Origin of the sequence: Boseongicola sp., from assembly GCA_014075275.1 — a bacterium.
GTDB lineage: Bacteria > Pseudomonadota > Alphaproteobacteria > Rhodobacterales > Rhodobacteraceae.
On sequence record CP046179.1, the window covers coordinates 3,102,201 to 3,123,736 of the forward strand.

General features: G+C 55.6%; 23 protein-coding genes, 1 tRNA gene and 1 pseudogene. 16 read left to right on the forward strand and 9 right to left on the reverse strand.

Going from position 1 to position 21,536, the window contains the following annotated elements; translation table 11 throughout:
- Positions 1–8: 8 nt before the first annotated feature.
- Entirely contained in the window at positions 9–287 is a 279-nt protein-coding gene (locus tag GKR98_15520; GenBank protein ID QMU60134.1) for an HPr family phosphocarrier protein, read from the forward strand.
- 73 nt (positions 288–360) lie between these two features.
- Here the strand turns inward: GKR98_15520 and GKR98_15525 are convergent, their stop codons facing one another.
- The gene (locus tag GKR98_15525; GenBank protein ID QMU59466.1) at positions 361–1,236 is read right to left on the reverse strand and encodes a 3-hydroxybutyryl-CoA dehydrogenase; all 876 of its coding nucleotides are present in this window, start codon (positions 1,234–1,236) and stop codon (positions 361–363) included.
- A gap of 158 nt (positions 1,237–1,394) precedes the next feature.
- On the opposite strand from GKR98_15525, the pseudogene GKR98_15530 reads away from it, so the two are divergent.
- Positions 1,395–2,183: pseudogene (locus tag GKR98_15530) on the forward strand (hypothetical protein).
- Positions 2,184–2,274: 91 nt separating this feature from the next.
- Here the strand turns inward: GKR98_15530 and GKR98_15535 are convergent.
- Together GKR98_15535 and GKR98_15540 are read right to left on the reverse strand one after the other, a co-directional pair.
- The gene (locus GKR98_15535) at positions 2,275–3,201 is read right to left on the reverse strand and encodes an electron transfer flavoprotein subunit alpha/FixB family protein (protein QMU59467.1); all 927 of its coding nucleotides are present in this window, start codon (positions 3,199–3,201) and stop codon (positions 2,275–2,277) included.
- A complete protein-coding gene (locus tag GKR98_15540; protein QMU60135.1) occupies positions 3,198–3,959 on the reverse strand; it encodes an electron transfer flavoprotein subunit beta/FixA family protein in 762 nt (253 codons plus the stop codon). Before GKR98_15540 ends, GKR98_15535 begins: the two co-directional genes overlap by 4 nt.
- A 163-nt stretch (positions 3,960–4,122) precedes the next feature.
- On the opposite strand from GKR98_15540, the gene GKR98_15545 reads away from it, so the two are divergent.
- Positions 4,123–4,485: a VOC family protein gene (locus GKR98_15545; protein QMU59468.1), complete on the forward strand. Its 363-nt coding sequence runs from the start codon at positions 4,123–4,125 to the stop codon at positions 4,483–4,485.
- A 47-nt stretch (positions 4,486–4,532) separates the two neighbouring features.
- On the opposite strand, the gene GKR98_15550 is transcribed toward GKR98_15545, so the two are convergent.
- The 3 genes from GKR98_15550 to GKR98_15560 form a co-directional block, all read right to left on the reverse strand.
- On the reverse strand, positions 4,533–5,105 hold the full coding sequence (locus GKR98_15550; protein ID QMU59469.1) for a cob(I)yrinic acid a,c-diamide adenosyltransferase: 573 nt from the start codon (positions 5,103–5,105) through the stop codon (positions 4,533–4,535).
- Between the two features lie 4 nt (positions 5,106–5,109).
- Positions 5,110–5,316, reverse strand: a complete 207-nt coding sequence (locus tag GKR98_15555) for a twin transmembrane helix small protein (protein QMU59470.1) — start codon at positions 5,314–5,316, stop codon at positions 5,110–5,112.
- Between the two features lie 76 nt (positions 5,317–5,392).
- Positions 5,393–6,229: an SDR family NAD(P)-dependent oxidoreductase gene (locus tag GKR98_15560; GenBank protein ID QMU59471.1), complete on the reverse strand. Its 837-nt coding sequence runs from the start codon at positions 6,227–6,229 to the stop codon at positions 5,393–5,395.
- Between the two features lie 32 nt (positions 6,230–6,261).
- Here GKR98_15560 and GKR98_15565 point away from each other — a divergent pair, with 32 nt between their 5' ends.
- Positions 6,262–6,675, forward strand: coding sequence for an aldehyde-activating protein (locus GKR98_15565; GenBank protein QMU59472.1), 414 nt, complete (start codon positions 6,262–6,264; stop codon positions 6,673–6,675).
- Here GKR98_15565 and GKR98_15570 read toward each other — a convergent pair.
- On the reverse strand, positions 6,672–7,187 hold the full coding sequence (locus GKR98_15570; protein QMU59473.1) for an SH3 domain-containing protein: 516 nt from the start codon (positions 7,185–7,187) through the stop codon (positions 6,672–6,674). The genes GKR98_15565 and GKR98_15570 overlap by 4 nt on opposite strands.
- A gap of 150 nt (positions 7,188–7,337) precedes the next feature.
- Here GKR98_15570 and parC point away from each other — a divergent pair, with 150 nt between their 5' ends.
- The 7 genes from parC (at position 7,338) to GKR98_15605 (ending at position 15,439) form a co-directional block, all read left to right on the forward strand.
- The gene (parC, locus tag GKR98_15575; protein ID QMU59474.1) at positions 7,338–9,650 is read left to right on the forward strand and encodes a DNA topoisomerase IV subunit A; all 2,313 of its coding nucleotides are present in this window, start codon (positions 7,338–7,340) and stop codon (positions 9,648–9,650) included.
- 18 nt (positions 9,651–9,668) lie between these two features.
- On the forward strand, positions 9,669–10,841 hold the full coding sequence (locus tag GKR98_15580) for a DUF898 family protein (protein QMU60136.1): 1,173 nt from the start codon (positions 9,669–9,671) through the stop codon (positions 10,839–10,841).
- The gene (locus tag GKR98_15585) at positions 10,838–11,998 is read left to right on the forward strand and encodes a M48 family metalloprotease (GenBank protein QMU59475.1); all 1,161 of its coding nucleotides are present in this window, start codon (positions 10,838–10,840) and stop codon (positions 11,996–11,998) included. The genes GKR98_15580 and GKR98_15585 overlap by 4 nt, the downstream gene beginning before the upstream one ends.
- A gap of 56 nt (positions 11,999–12,054) precedes the next feature.
- A complete protein-coding gene (locus tag GKR98_15590) occupies positions 12,055–12,672 on the forward strand; it encodes a hypothetical protein (GenBank protein ID QMU59476.1) in 618 nt (205 codons plus the stop codon).
- Between the two features lie 66 nt (positions 12,673–12,738).
- Positions 12,739–13,914: an elongation factor Tu gene (tuf, locus tag GKR98_15595; GenBank protein QMU59477.1), complete on the forward strand. Its 1,176-nt coding sequence runs from the start codon at positions 12,739–12,741 to the stop codon at positions 13,912–13,914.
- A gap of 234 nt (positions 13,915–14,148) precedes the next feature.
- Positions 14,149–15,261 carry a hypothetical protein gene (locus GKR98_15600; protein QMU59478.1) on the forward strand — a complete coding sequence of 371 codons (1,113 nt, stop codon included), beginning with the start codon at positions 14,149–14,151 and terminating at the stop codon, positions 15,259–15,261.
- 102 nt (positions 15,262–15,363) lie between these two features.
- Positions 15,364–15,439: transfer RNA gene (locus GKR98_15605), tRNA-Trp, on the forward strand.
- A gap of 49 nt (positions 15,440–15,488) precedes the next feature.
- On the opposite strand, the gene GKR98_15610 is transcribed toward GKR98_15605, so the two are convergent.
- Entirely contained in the window at positions 15,489–16,313 is an 825-nt protein-coding gene (locus tag GKR98_15610) for a methyltransferase domain-containing protein (GenBank protein ID QMU59479.1), read from the reverse strand.
- Between the two features lie 451 nt (positions 16,314–16,764).
- Here GKR98_15610 and secE point away from each other — a divergent pair, with 451 nt between their 5' ends.
- Positions 16,765–16,959, forward strand: a complete 195-nt coding sequence (gene secE, locus GKR98_15615; protein ID QMU59480.1) for a preprotein translocase subunit SecE — start codon at positions 16,765–16,767, stop codon at positions 16,957–16,959.
- A 159-nt stretch (positions 16,960–17,118) separates the two neighbouring features.
- Positions 17,119–17,652 (forward strand): transcription termination/antitermination protein NusG, encoded by a 534-nt coding sequence (gene nusG / locus GKR98_15620; GenBank protein ID QMU59481.1) that lies wholly within the window; start codon positions 17,119–17,121, stop codon positions 17,650–17,652.
- 128 nt (positions 17,653–17,780) lie between these two features.
- On the opposite strand, the gene GKR98_15625 is transcribed toward nusG, so the two are convergent.
- Complete coding sequence (locus tag GKR98_15625) at positions 17,781–18,947, reverse strand: hypothetical protein (GenBank protein ID QMU59482.1); 1,167 nt, start codon at positions 18,945–18,947, stop codon at positions 17,781–17,783.
- A 347-nt stretch (positions 18,948–19,294) separates the two neighbouring features.
- Here GKR98_15625 and rplK point away from each other — a divergent pair, with 347 nt between their 5' ends.
- From rplK to GKR98_15640, 3 genes are all read left to right on the forward strand, one after another.
- Positions 19,295–19,723: a 50S ribosomal protein L11 gene (rplK, locus tag GKR98_15630; protein ID QMU59483.1), complete on the forward strand. Its 429-nt coding sequence runs from the start codon at positions 19,295–19,297 to the stop codon at positions 19,721–19,723.
- Positions 19,724–19,727: 4 nt separating this feature from the next.
- Entirely contained in the window at positions 19,728–20,429 is a 702-nt protein-coding gene (gene rplA, locus GKR98_15635; GenBank protein QMU59484.1) for a 50S ribosomal protein L1, read from the forward strand.
- 228 nt (positions 20,430–20,657) lie between these two features.
- Positions 20,658–21,533, forward strand: coding sequence for a matrixin family metalloprotease (locus tag GKR98_15640; GenBank protein ID QMU59485.1), 876 nt, complete (start codon positions 20,658–20,660; stop codon positions 21,531–21,533).
- Positions 21,534–21,536 lie beyond the last annotated feature (3 nt).

Here is a 21,536-nt window from a genome sequence, read left to right on the forward strand (position 1 = left end):
GGATGGGCATGTCGACAACAGTGTCGCGTAGTTTCACGATCACCAACGTGAAAGGCCTGCATGCACGGGCCTCAGCCAAACTGTCTGAACTGGTCGAAGAATATGACGCCGATGCCGAGGTTTCCAAAGACGGTTTGTCAGTCATGGCTGACAGCATAATGGGGCTTTTGATGTTGGGCGCGTCTATTGGCACTTCGATAGATGTCGAGACCAGCGGCCCCGCGGCAGAGAAACTGATGGATGCAATAGAGGCGCTGATCGCTGACCGCTTTGGCGAGGATATGTAGCGCCCAAAAGTCTTAGAGAGACTTTTGACGAAGACCCTGTCTCAGAAAACTGCGTCACTCTCTGGGAAATGTTTCAGCGCGTCGGAACTGGTGTTTCACCGCGATAGTCGTAAAAACCGCGTTCTGTTTTGCGACCAAGCCAACCGGCTTCGACATACTTCGTCAAAAGAGGGCAAGGTCGATATTTCGTATCCGCCAATCCTTCATGGAGGACATTCATAATGGCCAGGCAGGTGTCCAGTCCGATAAAATCGGCCAATTCTAACGGCCCCATCGGATGGTTTGTTCCCAACTTCATTGCAGAATCAATGCTTTGTACCGAGCCGACGCCTTCGTAGAGCGTGTAGACCGCTTCGTTGATCATTGGCATCAGGATGCGGTTCACGATGAATGCAGGAAAGTCTTCGGCGCTGGCGGCGGTCTTGCCAAGCTGCTCAACTACGCCGACACAAGCCTTGTAGGTCGCCTCATCGGTGGCGATCCCTCGGATAAGTTCGACCAACTGCATGACAGGCACCGGATTCATGAAATGGAATCCCATAAACTTTTCGGGCCTGTCGGTTCGGCTTGCCAAACGGGTGATCGAGATCGACGAAGTATTTGATGTCAAAATCGTGTTTGGTTTCAGGTGCGGCACCAAATCTTCGAAAATTGCAGCCTTGACTGACTCGCGCTCTGTCGCAGCTTCGATCACAAGGTCTGTTTTGCCGAGGTCGCTCAGCTTCATGGTCATTGAGATACGCGCGACTGTGGCGTCGCGATCAGCTTGCGAGATTTTGTCGCGTGAAACCTGCCGGTCCAGGTTGGCACCGATCAGGTCCATTGCACTATCCAGTGCATCCTGACTGACATCCGTCATCAGCACGGAATACCCAGCCAAAGCAAAAACATGGGCAATTCCGTTGCCCATCTGCCCTGCGCCAATCACGCCGACCGATTTGATATCCATGCAATGCTCTCCTTGCTCGGCCAGACAATAGGCCCAGGGACCAACGGGGCGCAAGGCACATCGATGTCGCGCTTTTGGCTAAAATGCTGTTTTTAGTCAATTATCAACTCGGTTCGTTCAGTGTCGCCTTTGGGTGAATTCGACTGGTCTGGGTTACGGTGATTGAAAAGGACGACATAGCACCGCCGCTGAACTACCATCCGTGCCGCTATGCGCCGTCCCGAATTCAGTTTCGCGGGCCGAAATCGGTATTGGACGAGCCCTACGTGGCAGTTCTTGGCGGCAGCGAAACCTATGGGAAGTTCGTCGGTTCTCCGTATTCAAATCTGCTTTCTGATGCATTGAAGGAACCGGTTGTGAATCTTGGTGTCATGCACGCCGGTTTGACCCTTATTGCAGACGATCCGGCAATTCTTGGTATTGCATCCCAAGCGCGCTTGACCGTCATTCAGGTTCTGGGCGCACAGAACATGTCGAACCGTTTCTACTCGGTTCATCCCCGCCGTAACGACCGCTTCCTCGGTGCAGCCGACAGGCTTCAGAACTTATTTCCCAGCGTGGATTTTACGGATTTTCATTTTACCGGCCATCTGCTCAGCACATTGGAAAAAGATGCTTCGCCGGCCTTCGACGATTTGGTTGCCGAGCTGAAAAAGGCCTGGGTCAATCGCATGCGCCTCATACTAAGGGAAATCAGGGGTGAAACTGTTCTTCTGTGGATGTCCGAACGGCGACCAGAAGACGCTTCGACTGCAGCACAGGCGATTGATCCGCTGTTCGTTGATCGTGATATGCTTGAGGCGCTGTCGCCCATGATTGGCGGTATTGTCGAAGTTGTGGCCAGTGATACAGCGCGCAGCGAAGGGTTGGATGGCATGCATTTCTGGCCTTCAGATGAACAGGCAGCCGCCGCCATGCCTGGCCCGATTTTTCATGCCGAAACGGCTGCAGCCCTGCAATCGGTCATAGCCGATCCATTTAAAAAACGGCGCGCCGGGGATGCCGACGCGCCGCCAAATAGCAAAAATGCTCTGCCGCCTAGAGTTTCTCGATCAACTCGGGCACCGCGGTAAAGAGGTCGGCGACCAGACCATAATCGGCAACCTGGAAGATCGGAGCCTCTTCGTCTTTGTTGATAGCAACGATGACTTTCGAGTCCTTCATCCCAGCAAGGTGCTGAATCGCGCCCGAGATGCCCACCGCAACATACAAGTCAGGGGCCACGACCTTACCGGTCTGACCGACCTGCCAGTCGTTCGGTGCATAGCCTGAATCGACCGCAGCACGCGATGCGCCAACAGCGGCACCGAACTTGTCAGCCAGTTTTTCAATCAGGGCAAAGTCTTCTTCCGATCCGACGCCACGACCACCGGATACAACCACACCGGCACTAGTCAATTCAGGGCGGTCGTTGGCGGCGACTTTGTCTTCGATCCATTCCGACAGGCCAGGATTCTCAGCAGCACCAATGGTTTCAACTGGCGCGTTGCCGCCCTCTTCCGCTGCGTCGAATGTCGACGTGCGAACAGACACGACTTTGGTGGCGTCCGAAGATTTCACCGTTTGAATGGCGTTGCCTGCATAGATTGGACGCTCGAAAGTGTCGGCGTCGACAACGCCAGATACGTCCGAAATCACCATGACATCCAGCATTGCTGCCACTCGCGGCAACACGTTTTTGGCGTCTGTGGTCGCGGGTGCGATGATGTGGCTGTAGTCGCCAGCAAGCGATACTATCAGGGCGGCCGTGGGCTCTGCCAGGCGATGACCCAACGAGTCATCTTCGGCGACCAATACTTTGGACACACCCTGAATTGTTGCGGCTGCGTCACCGGCAGCAGCGGCCGAAGCACCTGCGCACAAGACGGTTACATCACCCAGCGCGCCACAGGCCGCTACTGTTTTGGCAGTTGCGTCCATCGACAATTCGCCGTTGTTCACTTCGCCAAGAAGAAGAACGCTCATGATACGGCCCCCGCTTCTTTGAGTTTCGCTACAAGTTCGTCAACTGAACCAACAATTTCACCGGCCTTACGTGCCTCGGGTTCACCCGTGGACAGGATTTGAAGCCGTGGCGTGACATCGACGCCGTAGTCTGCTGGTGTCTTTTCATCCAAAGGTTTTTTCTTCGCCTTCATGATGTTCGGCAGCGAGGCATAGCGCGGTTCGTTCAGGCGCAAGTCAACGCTGATGATCGCTGGCATCTTGACCTTGATGGTCTGAAGACCGCCATCGACTTCGCGTGTTACCGTCGCGGCATCGCCGTCGATGTCGACTTCAGAAGCAAAAGTGCCCTGTGCCCAACCGGTAAGGGCGGCCAGCATCTGACCGGTGGCGTTCATGTCATTGTCGATGGCTTGTTTGCCGCACAGAACAACGCCGGGCTGCTCTTCGTCGCAAACTGCTTTCAGCAGTTTGGCCACGGCCAAAGGTTCGATGTCAGTGTGCACATCGTCGGCGGCAACGATCAGAATGGCGCGGTCCGCCCCCATGGCCAAAGCCGTGCGCAGGGTCTCCTGAGACTGCTTAACACCGATCGAAACTGCAATGACCTCGTCGGCTTTGCCAGCTTCACGCAGGCGGATCGCCTCTTCCACGGCAATTTCGTCGAACGGGTTCATTGACATCTTCACGTTCGCAAGATCGACACCTGATCCGTCCGCTTTAACACGAACCTTCACGTTGTAGTCGATCACGCGTTTGACGGGCACCAACACCTTCATTTGCGTAAACTCCATCTATCTGGGGGCCATCCCCCGATTCTTGGCCGGTTTATCTAAGGTCACAGTCAGAAAACAGTGCAAAATTGCCGCGATTTGGTCGCTCAGCGCCCCTTATTGCGATCTGCGTGCTAGGATAGGAAAGTTCAGTCAGGAGAAATTGGTCATGGAAAAGGTTTTGGGTGTTGGTGGAGTGTTTTTTCGTGCGCGTGATCCATCCGCACTGGCCGCATGGTACGACACTCATTTGGGAGTGAGCCCGGCGCCCACGGATATGGAAACGCCACCCTGGATTGGCGAAGGTGGTGTAACTGTTTTCGCGCCATTCTCGGACGACACTGATTACTTTGCTACAGACAAGGCGTTTATGCTGAACTTTCGCGTCGCCGATCTGGACGCGATGACAGCGCAACTCAGAGCGGCAGGGATAGCTGTTTCACACGAGTCTGAAATGGATGGAGTAGGGCGTTTCGCCCGTGTTCACGATCCTGAAGGTAACCCGGTCGAGCTTTGGGAGCCGGCGGCGTAGCGGAAACTGATTTCAGTTTCCGGTTTGATTTCCGTCTCGGAACTCGTTCACCGGTTCGCGCCAGGTTGCCACAGCACATCGGCGCGGCCTTCGTCGTTGGCGATGCGCGCGGCCACAAAGAACCAGTCGCTCAAACGATTCAGATATTTGATAGCCACCTCGTTGACCGATTCCAGAGTTGCCAGTTCGACCGTCAGCCGTTCGGCGCGGCGGGCAACCGTGCGGCAAAGGTGCATTTGCGTGGCCAACGGCGATCCCGCAGGTAATATGAACGATCGCAGGGGTTCCAGCCGGTCAATCATAGCGTCGATTTCACCTTCCAGTCTGTCGGTCTGGGCAGGCACCATGCGCAAGACGGGATATCCCGCCTCGTCATCCTTCTCCATATCCGGGCGGCAAAGGTCCGCGCCAAGATCGAAAAGGTCATTCTGGATCAGGGACAGAAGTTTGTCGGTCTCGTCGTCCGCTACCAGACGGGCCATGCCAACCACTGCGCTCAACTCGTCGACCGTGCCATAGGCGTTCACCCGGGCCGAGTGTTTGGCTACACGATCCCCGTTCCCCAGCGCAGTTTCTCCTGCATCACCGGTCTTAGTGTAGATTTTATTCAATACGACCATAGGCTTATCCCCCCGACCCGCGCACCAGCACGAAAATCATAATTAAAACAACCGCCACGAACTGCGCATAGATGCGATAGCGCATGATCCGGTTGGCGTGCTTCTTGTTAAAGTCGCCGCCTTTGGCAAAACCGCCGACCCCTGTCAGCAAAATGCCCAGCACGATTAGCACTGCAATAGCGACGACAATAAACAGCGGGTCTTCCAGCATACTTCCTCGCACAGTAACGTTTGTCGGAAACTTAGGTCGTGTGCGGCCCAATTCGACCGCGACCTTGCGTCTCAGGTCAGCCCCGTATCAGAATCCGGTCCAATAGCGAAGTCGGTAAAGCACGGCGCAACAGATTTGCCGCGTAAGTGGGTGCCGTCACAAAGTAGCGCGCCTTGGGGCGCCTACTTTCGACGGCATGGATCAATTTAGCAGTAACAGCAGATGGTGATTTTCGAAATGAACTGCCGCTCGATCCCTTATAGAGCCGATTCAATAAATCACTGCGGTATTGATCCGCCCTTGGCGAGTTTTCCCAGTCAATCCACCGTTCGAAGGCGCGAATGGCATTTGGGCGAAACTGGGTGGCAATCGGTCCGGGCTCGATCAGGGATACTTGAATGCCCAGGTCTGCCATTTCCATGCGAAGGGCGTCCGACCAAGCTTCTACCGCGAATTTCGTCGCGGCATATGCCCCGCGATAGGGTGTCGACACCAAGCCCAATACGGATGAGCAATTGACTATCCGTCCGTGTCCTTGGGCGCGCATAGCCGGGATCAACCGCGCGGTCAGGTCGTGCCAGCCCAGAAAGTTTGCGTTGAATATCGCCGTCATTGCTTCGCGGCTTATATCCTCGACAGGGGCGGGGATGGCGTAGGCGCCGTTGTTAAAAAGCGCATCCAATGTCCCACCGGTTTCCGCCAGAACACGCTCGACTGCCGAAATGATCGTCGTTTCGTCTTCGTAATCCAGATGGATACCGATCAGATTTTCACCTTCGATCTTTGCAGCATCTTCGGCCTTTCGGCACCCGGCAAAGACTTTCCAACCGCGACGCGCGAATTCTTTCGCGGCATCGTGTCCGATGCCAGAGGAGCATCCGGTAATCAGAATGGATTTCTGCGGCGTAGGCATCTAGGCTTCTCTGAAATTCAAGGAGGTGTGAGATGGCAAGTCATCGGGCGTCGTGTCAATGCGGTTCACTGGTTTTAGAAGCGGATGTGGATCCAGATATGGTCAGCGTCTGCAATTGTCGGGCCTGCCAAAAGCGCAGCGGCTCGCCGTTCGGGGTCGGTGCGTTTTTTCGCAAGGACGCGGTGACGATCACCGGCGCGCGTCAAAGTTGGGTTCGGCGCGCCGCATCGGGGCGGGAAATCCAAAATCAGATTTGTCCTACCTGTGGCACCACTCTTTGCTGGTCAGGCGAGATGCGGCCCGATCATATTGGCGTTCCTGTTGGGGTATTGGATACTATCGTGCAAGAGCCAGCGCGCGCGGTTTGGGCAAGCAAAAAACATCCTTGGGTGAGCTTCCCGGCAGATTGGCCGACCTATCCGGAAAACGCGCCGCAAAGGCCTTAGGCGGGTGGCTGATCCGACAGGAACTTGCCGAAGATCCAACCAGCAGTTCCATCTGTTGTCCTGATCTCGATCCAGTCCGATCCGGTGTCGGTCAGCGCTTCGGCTTTGGTACCCTGTGTCAGTTGCGCGACAACGGCATTGCCGGTTCCAGGACCCGAGCGAAGATTTACCTTGGCTCCGCTCACGTACCATAGATCTGACGGTTGCTGCTGCGTCGGCTGAACCTTTTCGGCGGTTGTGATGCTTTGCAAAACTTCGCCATTGTCGCGCGTTGCGCGCAGTGTTTTCCCCGCCTCCAGTGCGGCGGCAACGGCGTCGGACTCGCTGACCGTGGGCAGAGGAGCAAGGGTCTGAGTTTCAACTTGTTCTTCGGGCGTAGTGAACGACGCCAAAGAGAAATTGAATAAAGGCTCGCGGGCATCGCGGGTCACACGCTCGGCCTTGGGGCCGTCGCCGAAAACCATAAAAACAGCGTAAATGACGGCCAGTGTGACCGCGATCAACTTGAACATTGCCAAATTCCCCCCAGGAACGGCGCGCGTGAAGCAACTTTGTGGGTTCTGTTACTAGCAGATTTTCCAACCAAGAGTCCCGGGGAAATCTCAGCGAAACACGTCAGTTCTGCGCTTTACCCTCTCAATCCGCGCAGTTACACATCATCTATGTCAGATACGACCGACGACCCCAATATCGACCCGGCAAATATCGCCGAACCGCTGCGCCGCGCTATTGGCGAGCGGTATCTGACCTATGCGTTGTCGACGATTATGCACCGTGCTTTGCCTGATGCGCGGGACGGATTGAAGCCGGTTCACCGCAGGATTCTCTATGCAATGCGGGAACTCAGGCTGTCGTCCAGCGGTGGATTCAGAAAATCGGCTAAGATCTCGGGCGATGTGATGGGCAACTATCACCCGCACGGAAATCAGGCGATTTACGATGCGATGGCGCGCTTGGCGCAGGACTTTAATGTTCGCTATCCGCTGGTCGATGGTCAGGGCAATTTCGGCAATATCGACGGTGATAATCCGGCCGCGGAACGTTATACCGAGGCGCGTCTGACAGCCGCCGCCGAGGCGCTGATGGAAGGGCTGACCGAGAACGCGGTCGACTATCGTCCGAACTATGACGGCACGCTGGATGAACCGGTGGTTCTGCCCGCCGCTTTCCCGAATTTGCTGGCCAATGGTTCCAGCGGGATCGCCGTTGGTATGGCCATGAATATTCCGCCGCATAACCTGAATGAGCTGTGCGATGCCTGCCTGCATTTGGCCAAAGCGAAGAACAGCGAATTGGTGCGCGACGATACCCTGATCGAGATGGTGCCGGGGCCGGATTTCCCGACCGGTGGCATCATTGTTGAACCGAAAGATTCGATTGCCGAGGCCTATCGCACGGGCCGTGGTGGTTTTCGGGTTCGTGCCCGCTGGGAGATCGAGGATCTTGGACGCGGCCAATGGCAGGTGGTTGTCACCGAAATCCCCTATCAGGTGCAGAAAAGCCGGCTGATCGAGAAGCTGGCCGAAGTGATCCAGACCAAAAAGGTGCCGATCCTTGGCGACGTGCGCGACGAAAGCGCCGAAGATATCCGCATCGTGCTGGAACCACGTTCGCGCAACGTCGACGCCGATGTCCTGATGAACATGCTGTTCCGTAACAGCGATCTTGAGACTCGGTTCAGCCTGAACATGAACGTGCTGATCGACGGCGTGACGCCCAAGGTCTGCTCGCTGAAAGAAGTGCTGCGCGCCTTTATGGAGCATCGCCGCGACGTGCTTCAGCGCCGCTCGCAACACCGGCTGGACAAGATTGATCACCGCCTTGAGGTATTGGAAGGCTTTATCACGGCGTTCCTAAACCTGGATCGCGTGATCGACATCATCCGCTATGACGACGACCCCAAAGCGGCATTGATGCGCGAGGATTGGTCCCGCGATTTCGTGCGCGCGATGGACGAGACCGATTACGTTAGCCCGCCCGAGGGTGAAGGTGAATTGAGCGAGGTTCAGGTCGAAGCAATCCTGAATATGCGCCTGCGCGCCCTTCGCCGTTTGGAAGAGATCGAACTGCGCCGCGAATACGACGAATTGCTGATTGAGCGGGCGGCGCTGGAAGATCTGTTGGCTGACGAGGGTCAGCAGTGGGCGAAGATTGCCGAACAACTGCGAGAAGTGAAGAAAGCATTCGGCAAGGACTACGAAGGCGGTGCCCGCCGTTCGACCTTTGCCGAGGCTGGTGTGGTCGAAGATGTGCCGCTGGAAGCGATGATCGACCGCGAGCCGATTACGGTTGTGTGCAGCCAGATGGGCTGGATTCGCGCCATGACCGGCCACATCGCGCTGGATCGCGAGCTAAAGTTCAAGGACGGTGACGGTCCGCGCTTTGTTTTCCACGCGGAAACCACCGACCGACTGCTGATTTGTGGCTCGAACGGGCGGTTTTACACGCTTTCGGCGTCAAGCCTGCCTGGCGGGCGCGGCATGGGCGAACCAGTGCGCCTGATGGTCGATCTGCCGAACGAGGTTGAAATCGTGTCGCTGTTCATCCATGCGCCGGGCCGCAAATTGTTGGTGGCGTCCAGCGCTGGCGATGGCTTTGTGGTGCCCGAGGACGAGATTGTGGCGCAGACACGCGCTGGCAAACAGGTGCTGAACGTCAAAGGCGAGACGCGCGCTTTGGTCTGTAAACCGGTTGATGGCGATCATATCGCCGCCGTTGGCGAAAACCGGAAGATGCTGGTGTTCCCCGTGGCCGACCTGCCCGAGATGACGCGCGGCAAGGGTGTGCGCCTGCAAAAGTATAAAGACGGCGGCCTGTCTGATGCCCGCACCTTCACGATGGCCGAAGGTCTCAGTTGGCTTGATCCGGCGGGGCGCACGCGAAACGTCACCGAACTGGCGGAATGGCAGGGCGCACGCGCCGGGGCCGGGCGCATGGCACCGCGTGGGTTTCCGCAGGACAACAGGTTTACCTGAGCCGTGGCCGCCACTGATCTGACAACTCGGTTCATTGGACAACGCGGGCGGTTGTTTCGCATGGCTTTCTTTATGGGTCTGCTTACCGTTCTTACCGTTGGATTCTATCGCTTTTGGATGAAAACGCGTCTCAGACGCTATTACTGGTCGTCAATCCGCATCGGCTCTCATCATCTGGAATACGTCGGCCAACCTCTGGAAAAGCTGCTTGGGTTCTTCATCGCCGTGGTCATCCTGGCCTTCTACATCGGCATCGTGAACCTGATCCTGATGGTCATCAGTTTCTCGCTGTTTGACGGTAACACGGCAGCTTACATTGCCTCTTTTGTTGGCGTTATCCCGCTTTGGTTTTACGCACGCTACCGGGCGCGGCGATATGTGCTGGCGCGCACTCGCTGGCGCGGAATTCGCTTTGGGGTCGATCCCGGCGCGTGGGGCTATGCCTGGCGCGCTATGGTTCACTGGTCTCTGACTATCCTCAGTCTGGGCCTGCTGTGGCCGCGCATGACGTTCTGGCTGGAAAAGTTTCGCATTGACCGAACGTGGTATGGCGATCGCCAGATAGAACAGGGCGGCAACAGCACCATGCTGATCAAAGGTATGTTGCCGTTCTGGCTGGTCGTCGCACTGACGGTAGCCGCAGGGGTTCACAGTTATCTGTCAGATGATGTCGAGATTGCCGCCTTTGCGTTAATCGCGGCTGTTCCTATGCTGGCTGTGACCTGGGCTTGGTACTCGGTGCGCAGCTTTCGCTTGCTGACAAATGCGAAATCAGCCGGAAACATCCATTTTCTCTCAAAAGCCCGGGCGCCGAGAGTGATTGGAATTTATATCTTCGGCTACACTGTCACGTGGATTCTGACCTCGATTGCGGCAGGTATCGCGGCCGTCGTTTTCCTGGCCGTGTGGTTGGTCAGTATTGGCGAAGGGTTTTCCTTCGAAGCAGTCGAAAATCTTGCCAATCCCGGTCTGACACTACAGATAGCCGGGTTTGCGATCTATTTTATTGTTTTTGTCATCTGGGCCAGCCTGCGTCATGTTTTTGTGACTCTTCCGATTTGGCGGCACTATGCGGACACTCTCACACTTATTGGCACAGAGTCCCTGCACGATATCCGCCAGCGCGAGCGCGACGAACATCGCGAAGCCGAAGGCTTTGCCGAGGCGTTAGATTTAGGGGCGGCCATATGAGCAGTGATCGCGTCATCAGCACGCCGATTTACGTTGGAGCCACGCCCGAAAAACCAGAAGGTTTTGCCGATTTCTTTGACGGGCGCAGTGCCAAGGCGCAGCGCGTTGCCTTCGAAATTGATGATCGCACGCGCGCATTAACCATCCGCCCTGTCGACGCTCCCCCAGAGCATTGGAAAATCGCTGACCTGCGCGAAGTGCCGGATCAGGCTGATGCCAGCCGCTTGATCTTGACCACCACGGATCGCGCACTCACCCGGCTTATTCTGACGGATTCCGAATCCATCGTCGTTCTGCGTCAACGCGCTCCGAAGCTGTCCGTCCGGCCACCAGCGAGAGGGCGGGGTCGCGTCATGGCTTGGGCTGCGGGCGCAGTTGCCGCCGTCTTTGCTATCGTCTTTCTTCTAGTTCCGGTCATGGCTGATCAACTCGCCAAAGTTTTGCCAACGCGGGGAGAACAGGCGCTGGGGGAGGCTACGCTTGAGCAAATCCGTTCAGCGCTCAGCAATGATTTCACTGGTTTTGTCAGTGTCTGTTCCACACCAGAAGGTGATCAGGCAATTGCGACGATGCTGGCCACATTAGAAGGCGATGGCCTGGATTTGCCGTACCCGATCCAGATCACCGTTCTGGATCATTCGCTGGTCAATGCGTTTGCTTTGCCGGGGGGGCAGGTGGTTTTCTTCCGCGGCATACTGGACATGGCAGAAGGGCCTGATGAAATTGCTGCGGTTCTGGCGCATGAGATTGGCCATGTCGCGGCCCGAGACCCAACGCGCATTGCCCTGCGTTCGGCAGGTTCGCTCGGAGTTCTAGGCTTGCTATTTGGCGATTTCGCGGGTGGCGCGGCTGTTTTGTTTTTGGTCGAGCAACTCATTCAGGCTGATTATAGCCGCGAAGCTGAGGCTGCTGCTGATAACTATGGTATCGATTTGCTTTTGAAGGCGGGTATTGATCCGGCTGCGTTGGGCACGCTGTTCCAGCGCATGCAGGAAGAATACGGCGAGGCGGAAGGCATTGCGGCTCATTTCACGTCGCACCCGGCGCTTGGGGATCGGATAGCGAACTCGGGTACAGCCAGCGATCGACTGGAAAACGACCCTTTGCCAAGCCTATCGGATGAAGGTTGGACAGCCATTCAAAACATGTGTGGCTAACTTGCGGGCCGGACTGTGGCGCGGTAGTTCAATGCAGGGCGGTGGGAGCCAATAAAATGAAGCAGGCCATTCTGATCACATTCTGTGCGGTGTTCCTTGGCGGCTGTGCCATCGAGGATGCAGCCGAAGTGCCGCTGGTGCCGCTGGGTGATTTCCGACTTGGACATAACATTGCGATTGCTGACAACGTCGTCCGAGGCCCGTTTTCGCGTGAGATGAGCGAAACTGATCTGGAAGCTTCGGTTCAAAATGCTGTGGCCGAGCGTTTGCGCAAGTATGACGGCAACGGTCTTTATCATCTGGGTATTGTCGTGGGCGGTGTGACTCTGGCGCAGCCGGGCATACCAGTTGTCTATTCGCCAAAATCCGTTCTTTTGCTGGATGTCACGATCTTCGACAACAGAACACGTGAGCCTTTGAACACCTCACCAAAGCGCATTCAGGTTGGCGAGGGTTTTGCGAATGCCGTGCCATTTTTGGGGTCCGGCAATGTGCGTGAACCTGAACAACAGCTTGAGAACCTGTCAGCAAATGCAGCGCGCGCCATCGAAGAATGGTTGCAGGACAATCCGGACTGGTTTCAGCCCCGGGCCGACCAAATCCGCGTTCCTTTCGATATCCGAACCCCGGCACCGGATGTCAGTCGCGCCAGACCTGCCGAAACGGTCAACTGACGCTTGATTTTCTGCCCCCGAAGGGCTAGGTGGCGCGCGATATGCACCACCTAGAGGCTAAAGGCGATGGCAAAGGCAAAGTTTGAACGTAATAAACCGCACGTTAACATTGGCACGATTGGTCACGTTGACCACGGCAAGACGACGCTGACGGCGGCGATCACGAAGTATTTTGGCGACTTCAAAGCGTATGACCAGATTGATGGCGCGCCTGAGGAAAAAGCGCGCGGGATCACGATCTCGACGGCGCACGTCGAATATGAAACCGAAGCGCGCCACTATGCGCACGTCGACTGCCCTGGCCACGCTGACTATGTGAAGAACATGATCACTGGTGCCGCACAGATGGACGGCGCGATCCTGGTTGTGAACGCAGCTGACGGCCCGATGCCTCAGACCCGCGAGCACATCCTCTTGGGTCGCCAGGTCGGCATCCCGACTATGGTCGTTTACATGAACAAGGTTGACCAGGTTGACGACGAAGAGCTTCTGGAACTGGTCGAAATGGAAATCCGTGAACTGCTGAGCAGCTACGATTACCCTGGCGACGATATTCCGATCATCAAGGGCTCGGCTCTGGCGGCAATGGAAGGCAACTCGCCCGAGATCGGCGAAGAGTCGATCAAGGCGCTGATGGCGGCTGTTGACGAATGGATCCCAACCCCAGAGCGCGCGATTGACCAGCCGTTCCTGATGCCAGTCGAGGACGTGTTCTCGATCTCGGGTCGCGGCACGGTTGCGACGGGGCGTGTTGAGCGTGGCGTGATCAACGTGGGCGACGAGATCGAAATCGTCGGCATCCGCGACAACAAGAAGACGACCTGCACAGGCGTTGAAATGTTCCGCAAGCTGTTGGATCGTGGTGAAGCAGGCGACAACATCGGCGCACTTTTGCGTGGTGTTGATCGTGACGGCGTTGAGCGCGGTCAGGTTCTGTGTAAGCCGGGTTCGGTCAAGCCGCACACCAAGTTCGAGGCCGAGGCCTATATCCTGACCAAGGACGAAGGTGGCCGCCACACGCCGTTCTTCGCGAACTATCGCCCGCAGTTCTACTTCCGCACGACGGACGTCACCGGCACAGTTGAACTGGCCGCTGGCACCGAGATGGTCATGCCCGGCGACAACGTGTCGTTCGGCGTTGAGCTGATCGCGCCGATTGCGATGGAACAGGGCCTGCGCTTTGCGATCCGCGAAGGCGGCCGCACCGTCGGCGCCGGCGTCGTGTCGAAAATCGTCGAGTAAACTGTTGCAATTCTAATGGTACAATCTGCCAATTGAATTCGAAAGGGCCGCCCTGATTGGGCGGCCCTTTTTTCTTTTGCAGCAATCATTTGCGTCGCACCAAAATTACAACAGAACGCTCGGTAGGTGCGGATTCTGTCCCCTTGGCTTTGCATTCCCGGCGCTTTGTCTTTTAATTGAAGGGACTTAGGCGGGTTGATCAGGGTCAGGCCGCCGACACGTAAGGTAGGCTCCATGAAGTTGACCTGGCGATTTTCGTTGTGGTTTTCGGCCTTCGCGCTGTTTTTGATCGCGCTGTCCCGCATGCGCGCACCATATCTGTGGGCGGAAACGCAGTTTCTGTTCACCTATGACATGGGTTTTCAACGGCGTGGTCTGTTCGGCGAAATTCTAAGTTGGGCCTATCCCGTCGGTATGTCGCAGACCGATGTTCATTCTGTTGCACTGTTGATGTCCATGACGGTGGCTTTTGCGACATTCTTCTATTTCCGCGACCGGTTTCAAGTTGCTGAACCCGGCGGCATCCTTCTTTTGTTGTTCGCAACGTCAATTGGTACCGCCACGGTCATTGGTAACACCGGATACCTCGATCAGTTGCTGGTGGTTCTGACACTGATTGCAGTTTCCATGCAGTCAACGACAGTTGGGATAGTATTGCGGCTGGTAATGGTGGCAGTCGGAGTCCTTGTTCACGAAAATATGCTGCCTTACTTTGCGCCACTGATCGGGTTGGAACTGTGGTTGCGTCGGCCCGAAGCGCCAATGGTCAACCGACTGATGATGGCTTTGATAATGCCAGTGTTTGCCACGGTGATCGCTGCGCTTGTGATCGTATTCGGAACGTATCCGCTAGAAAGTTCCGCTGCCCTTCACGCCTATATTGACAGCCGCGCCCTTGGATTTGATTTTCGCCCAGATACTCTTGATCCTTTAGTCGACCTGCCCGCGGGTCAGGGTGTGCACGCTGAAGCATGGGCCACCAACGACTACATTTTCCGGCTCACGTCCTATGGTGGCGTAGGTTTTGTCATGATCGCGTTGACATTTTTGCCAATGCTCGCAGCTATGTCGCACCGGCCGCTGGTGGATCGCATTGCTGCAACGGGGGCGATCGTCGCGCCCCTGTCGCTGATGGTGGTCGCATTTGACGTTTCGCGTTTCATGGCTATCGCCTTGCTCAATGTTTTTTTGGTAGCGGCAATGATGCTGTCACGTGACGAAAAGTTTGCGCGCAACCTGAGCGCCAGACTATCGCCCAATTTGGTAGTATCAATTCTTGTGCTCAGCGGAATTTTCGTATTGCGCGACCTGAATATCGACCCTCGCGGGCTTTCCGGGAGCGCTTAAGCAGCAGTTGCATTGGTTGGCCACCCAGGCGTCTAATTGACGGCAAGACAAGGTTTTTCCTTGCGTGTCGGTTCATGCTCGCATAATTCGACTATCGGCCTTAGGGGTTTAGCTCAGTTGGTAGAGCGACGGTCTCCAAAACCGTAGGTCGTGGGTTCGAGACCCTCAGCCCCTGCCAAGGCCCTTTCTTCAAGTGTCAATGTTATTCCGTGAGAGCGGTCTTGCGCTCAGACATCTGAAGGGCGGCAGGAGAACAACTCGCGCGTCAGCAAACCTTCCCGAATAGCCTCAGCCTTGCAGCGCCAGTTCTCGATCCGCGCGTCCGTTTCTTCTTCGCCCATAACATCGACCAACTCGCCGCGATACATGCGGTCAGCCTGAAGCTGTCTTGTGCAGGTGCTTAGAAATTCAGCTGTGAGGTCGATCTTCTGGTCTATGCGCCATCCCGACCGATCCAGTAGAGTCGGATAGTCGGCGGGGGCATCGACGAACTCGGGACCATTGGCTATCGCCCGGTCGAGGTCCGCCGGTTTTAGCCCTTTGGGCACCAACACAACTGTAAACACCATACATCCACCGCCGCGCACGACCCGGCGACACTCTTTCAACACGTCTTCTTTGCGGACAAGACAACACAGAAGATCACTGTGACTGATGGCGTCATATGTCCCATCATCAACCGGCAATTCTGCGGCGTCGGCCACATGGGCCGTTACGCAGTCGGACAGTCCCTCGGTAATTGCACGCTCTTGTGCAATCCGGACAGAGATATCGGGTAAATCAAACAGGGCCGCATGACTGCCGGTGGCTTTTGCAATGTGAATGGCCGGCCAGCCGCTGCCCGCTCCAAGATCCGCAAATTTGGAATTCGGCCCAAGGTGCATCAATTCTGCGATCAGATTGGCCTGTTCCTTGGTGGTCCAACTGTTGCCGCCATAGTCGCCACCAAAAACTTCGCGCTCGATTTTCAGCATTACTGGCAATGTCGAACGATGATAGGCGTCACCGAACCGCTCAGAGGCGGCCCGCTCGGCCGGGGTGCAGCATCCCATGTCTTCTCCTATCTGACATGCGCATTTTCGTAGCACAGTATTTGCGATTTGTCCGTCCTGCGGCCGCTGCTCGGCATCTTAACGTTTTACTCATACTGTTTAACGCTCCCCATTATCTTGTGTGCGAACGCGCAACACGCGCTAGGGGCACCGACGTGATACCGACGCGATACAGACAGACTGGTTTGCATGAAAAATTGAGGAAACTTGCGAATTAACGCCGTCTCTGGAAGTACACATGCCATGCCGCTGCGCTCGTTGCGATTACCAATTATTTACCATTTCATCCGCCACTTTGAGCGCGAAGGTCCGCGGTGATTTAATGCTACCGTTGGACCCGGGGTCACATCAACGCGAGATATCCCCTTCTTCTCAACGCTTCTGCCGAGAAGGGTTGAAAACCAATCAACAAAGGCGTATCTGCCCATCGATCCGCAGGAGATTTCGCCAGATGGCCACGAACCCGCTTCAGTTCCTTCAGCAGACCCGTTCCGAGGTTGCCAAAGTTGTTTGGCCGTCGCGTCGCGAAGTTGCGCTGACATCTGTGATGGTGTTCGCACTGTCGATCATCACGGCGATATTCTTTTCCTTTGTTGACTGGATTATCCGCATGGGACTGGAAGGCTTGCTGACATTCGTCAGCTAACCGGCCCTATCCTACATCCCCAATAACGAGCCGCCGCGATCCCCTTGAAATCCGTTGCAAGGGCCGGTATTGCGTGCCCCATAAGGCGTGCAACGAATCAAGTTGCACGCCGCTTTTATTCCAGCGACTCGGATCGCGCGAAATAGGGACGGAAAACAGATGGCTAAGCGTTGGTATTCGGTGAGCGTGCTCTCGAACTTCGAAAAGAAGATTGCCGAGCAAATCGGCCATTCCGTGGCGGATGCCGGGTTGGAAGATCAGATCGAAGAGGTTCTGGTTCCAACTGAAGAAGTCATCGAAATCCGTCGCGGCAAGAAAGTAACCGCAGAACGCCGCTTTATGCCCGGTTATGTTCTGGTTCGGATGGAGATGTCGGACGAGGGATATCACCTGATCAATTCGATCAACCGCGTCACTGGTTTCCTAGGGCCTCAGGGCCGTCCGATGCCGATGCGCGATGCCGAAGTGAACGCGATCCTGAACCGTGTTGAAGAGGGCGAAGGTGCTCCGAAGTTGCTGATTAGCTTCGAGGTTGGCGAGAAGGTCAAAGTCAATGACGGTCCGTTTGAAGATTTTGACGGCACGGTTGAAGAGGTTGATGACGAGAACCAGCGCCTGAAAGTTACCGTGTCTATCTTCGGCCGCGCAACGCCAGTTGAACTGGAATTCACTCAGGTTGCGAAGCAGAGCTAAGGCGACGTCTAGCTAGGTGAACGGGCACCGAATTGGTGCTTTGGGATTAATCAGATGGATCGCCGGACTAAACGGTCATTGTAATCTCCCACGTGAACTGTTCAAAATTTGAGCTGTGCTACTCAATTCTATCCAACTATCGGCTCTAGTAGTTTATCAACGGCGACCTTTATCTTGGGCATTTTTGCCATGTCAGCCGCTATTCCTTTTGCGCCGTTCTGGAATTTCTTTTGCGAGAGCACGCGTTCAATTGCCGAACGTAGTTTGGCAGGCGAAGGATCGAGCACCGCCAGACCTGCGCCTGATTCTTCGACCTGCTTGGCGTTGATGGGCTGATCAGCGAAAAGTGGCGCTACTACCATTGGTAGCCCCGCCGCAAGGCCACCAAGCAAAGTACCAGATCCCCCGTGGTGCAACATGGCGGAGGCCAATGGAAATACGTCCACCTGTGCGACCCAAGGCAGAACGGTCGTGTTTTCAGGAATTGCTCCGATGACGTCGGGAGAAAGCTCCGAACCTGTGGTCAATAGCGCGCGTATTGGCAGTTCCGAAACAGCTTCCAGTGCGACGCGATAGATTGATTTTGCATGATCAAAGTTCTGAGTTGCAGTACCAAAGGTCACATAGACCAGTGGCCTGCCGTCATCTCTTGTCCAACTCGCGTCCGATACTTCATGGCGTTTGCTGGTATCAGAGGGGCCAACCCTAAATGTTGGCACGCCACGACGAGCAACCATTCCATCCAATGCCTCGGGAAACGAGGAAAATGCCGGTTCCCTTAGATACGCATCGCCGCCATCAGCACTTAAACCAAGGCCTTCGCGAAGCGCATCAAGGGCTTCCACACCAGCATAACTATACTTCTCTTCGCCTTGCGCTGCATGAACCTCAACGCGTGCATGAGGTATGCCAGCCGCCTGTGCCGCAACGATACTCGAAAACTCCACAGTTTCCCGCACGACAAGGTCAGGGCTCCAATCCGCAATCGCGTCCCGCATCGAAGGCAATGCGGCACGAGCGGTCACCCCGCCAAATGTCTCTTTGACGTAAATTCTGATAGTCTCTTCTTCAGAAAGACCCTTAGTTCGCGCCCAAATTGCTTCCAGCTCCTTCTGATCGGGCCGGTCTAGGACAAAGTGCTTAAATCCCAAAGCTGAGATACGATCAGCGAGTTCGATCCTAGCCGCGAACGCCACATTATGGCCGCGACGGGACATTTCCTTTGCGTATTGAACTAGTGGATTGAAGTGGCCTGTACCTAGGGTCGTAGCAAATAGAACTTTTACTGAGTTCATACGATGTTCTTTCGAAATTTGGGCGCTCTAGTGAATGCGCCCCAACTGCCTATTAATCGATTTTTCAAGTTGAGCATGTTTTCCGCTATCTACGCAATGTACTCGCTTTCAAGCCGCCCGCATCGCCAAGCACGGCCCGGTCATATGGGCTCCAAGCTGACGTTGGCTTCGCACAACGCCAACGTACTTAAGACCCTTGCAAACAAAACAACTCCGCTGTATTCCCCGCCAGTCCCTGAAACGGGATTCCCATGTGGGAGGCGAGGCGGTCGCGACCGTCAGACCGGACCACATCGACATAAGTTCCCGATACGCGATTTGGGGACGTTGCTAAAAGGAGATGGCCAATGGCCAAGAAAGTTGTTGGGCAGCTGAAACTTCAGGTGCCTGCCGGACAAGCAAACCCTTCTCCGCCGGTTGGACCGGCGCTGGGTCAGCGCGGCATCAATATCATGGAATTCTGTAAGTCTTTCAACGCAAAGACCCAAGAACTGGACCCGGGCGCGCCTTGCCCAACGGTCATCACATATTACCAGGACAAGTCCTTCTCGATGGAAATCAAGACGCCACCTGCGTCCTATTTCCTGAAGAAAGCGGCCAAGCTGAAGTCAGGTGCCAACACCCCTTCGCGCGAAGTCGTTGGTTCGGTCACGCCAAAGCAGTTGCGTGAGATTGCCGAAGCCAAAATGAAGGATCTCAACGCCAACGACGTAGAAGCCGCGATGCAAATCATTCTCGGTTCGGCTCGGTCGATGGGTATCGAGGTGAAAGGGTAAGACGATGGCAAAACTAGGAAAACGCACGCGCAGTGCACGTGAGGCCTTTGCCGGCAAGAGCGACGTTACCGTTGAAGAAGCGGTGAGCCTGATCAAATCGAATTCAAACACCAAGTTCGATGAGTCAGTCGAGATTGCAATGAACTTGGGCGTTGACCCCCGTCATGCTGACCAGATGGTTCGCGGCTCGGTCACATTGCCAAATGGCACAGGCAAGACGGTTCGTGTGGCAGTATTCGCACGCGGACCAAAAGCTGAAGAGGCTGAAAAGGCTGGCGCAGACATCGTTGGCGCAGAAGACTTGATGGAAGCGGTTCAGGGCGGCAAGATCGACTTTGACCGCTGCATTGCAACCCCGGACATGATGCCAATCGTTGGTCGTCTGGGTAAGGTTCTTGGCCCACGTAACCTTATGCCAAACCCGAAAATCGGAACGGTTACAATGGACGTGACCGAGGCTGTAGCGGCTGCCAAAGGTGGTCAGGTGACATTCAAGGCCGAAAAGGCGGGCGTAATTCATGCCGGTATTGGCAAGGTGTCGTTTGATGAAGGGAAGCTTGTCGAGAACGTTCGCGCGTTTGTCGAAGCCGTCTCGAGGGCAAAGCCAGCGGGCGCAAAAGGCACATACATGAAGAAGGTGTCACTGACATCGACTATGGGTCCGGGCGTCAGCGTTGACGTTACTTCGGCGACCGGTAACGCTTGATCAACAAGTCAGTATCGGAAGATTAGATGGGGCGTGCCAGAGGGCGCGCCCTTTTTTATTTGGTAACAATTCCGCCTTAATTTGGTCCATTGTTGCCAGTTGAAAGACCAATAATTACTTGCGGCCAGTTTGCGCTGCCACATTTCCGCCGTTGTTAAGTCTCATTCTGTGACCTAGAGATGATTAAAAGTCGTGAAGAATACGCGACACTAAACCGTTGAGGCGGATATGAGTTACAACGCAGGTGACCTTAAGTGGGGGTCTAACACGTTGGGTGAAGCCAGCGGCGAGATCACATGGAACATGGATCTCTCGTCGGGGCTGAGCTTTGACGGATCGGTTTACGGGGTCGATGACTTTGAGGATGCGATGACCGCTGCGTTCGACCGGTGGGAACAGGCCGCGGATATTGACTTTACTTTTACAACCGATGCGTCTGCCAACGTCGAAGTCTCGATGGGTTACCTGGCTGGCAGCACGGTCGGATTGGCCAGCTACAGCTATTATCCTGATCCCGAAGTTGACCGCATTTTCGATGCGGACATCACAATGGATTCGGATGTCTTCTGGTCGCCATACGGCGGCGGTGGGTTGGACTTCTATGCAGTCGCATTGCACGAAGTGGGCCACATCCTGGGTCTAGGGCATGTCAATGACACGTCCGAAATCATGAACCCCTATGTATCGACTGATGCACTGGGCGATGGGGACATTTCCGGCGTCCAACTTCTGTATGGATCCGGAGGAGCCGCGGCTCCCCCTGCCGATGATCCAGCTCCGTCCGATCCGCCTCCTGCTGCTCCCGGTGATGACGGCGGCGGCGGTGGTGGTGTCGGCGCTATCATTGGGTTGCTGGCACTGATTATCGGCGCTGTCTTCGGAATGGGTGGCGGTGCGGCCATTGCATTGGCCGCTAGTACAAAAGACGGCGACGCACCAGAAGACGACGCCACAGAAGATCCCGTTGATTTGGCCGACTTGCTGCCGATAGTGGAATTTGACGCGCACGAGCTCTATGCGAACGAGGAAGACTGGCTGGCTGCCGATGGCCATCTTCACGATGATCATGATGACGATGATTACATCGACGCGCTATTTCTCTAGGCC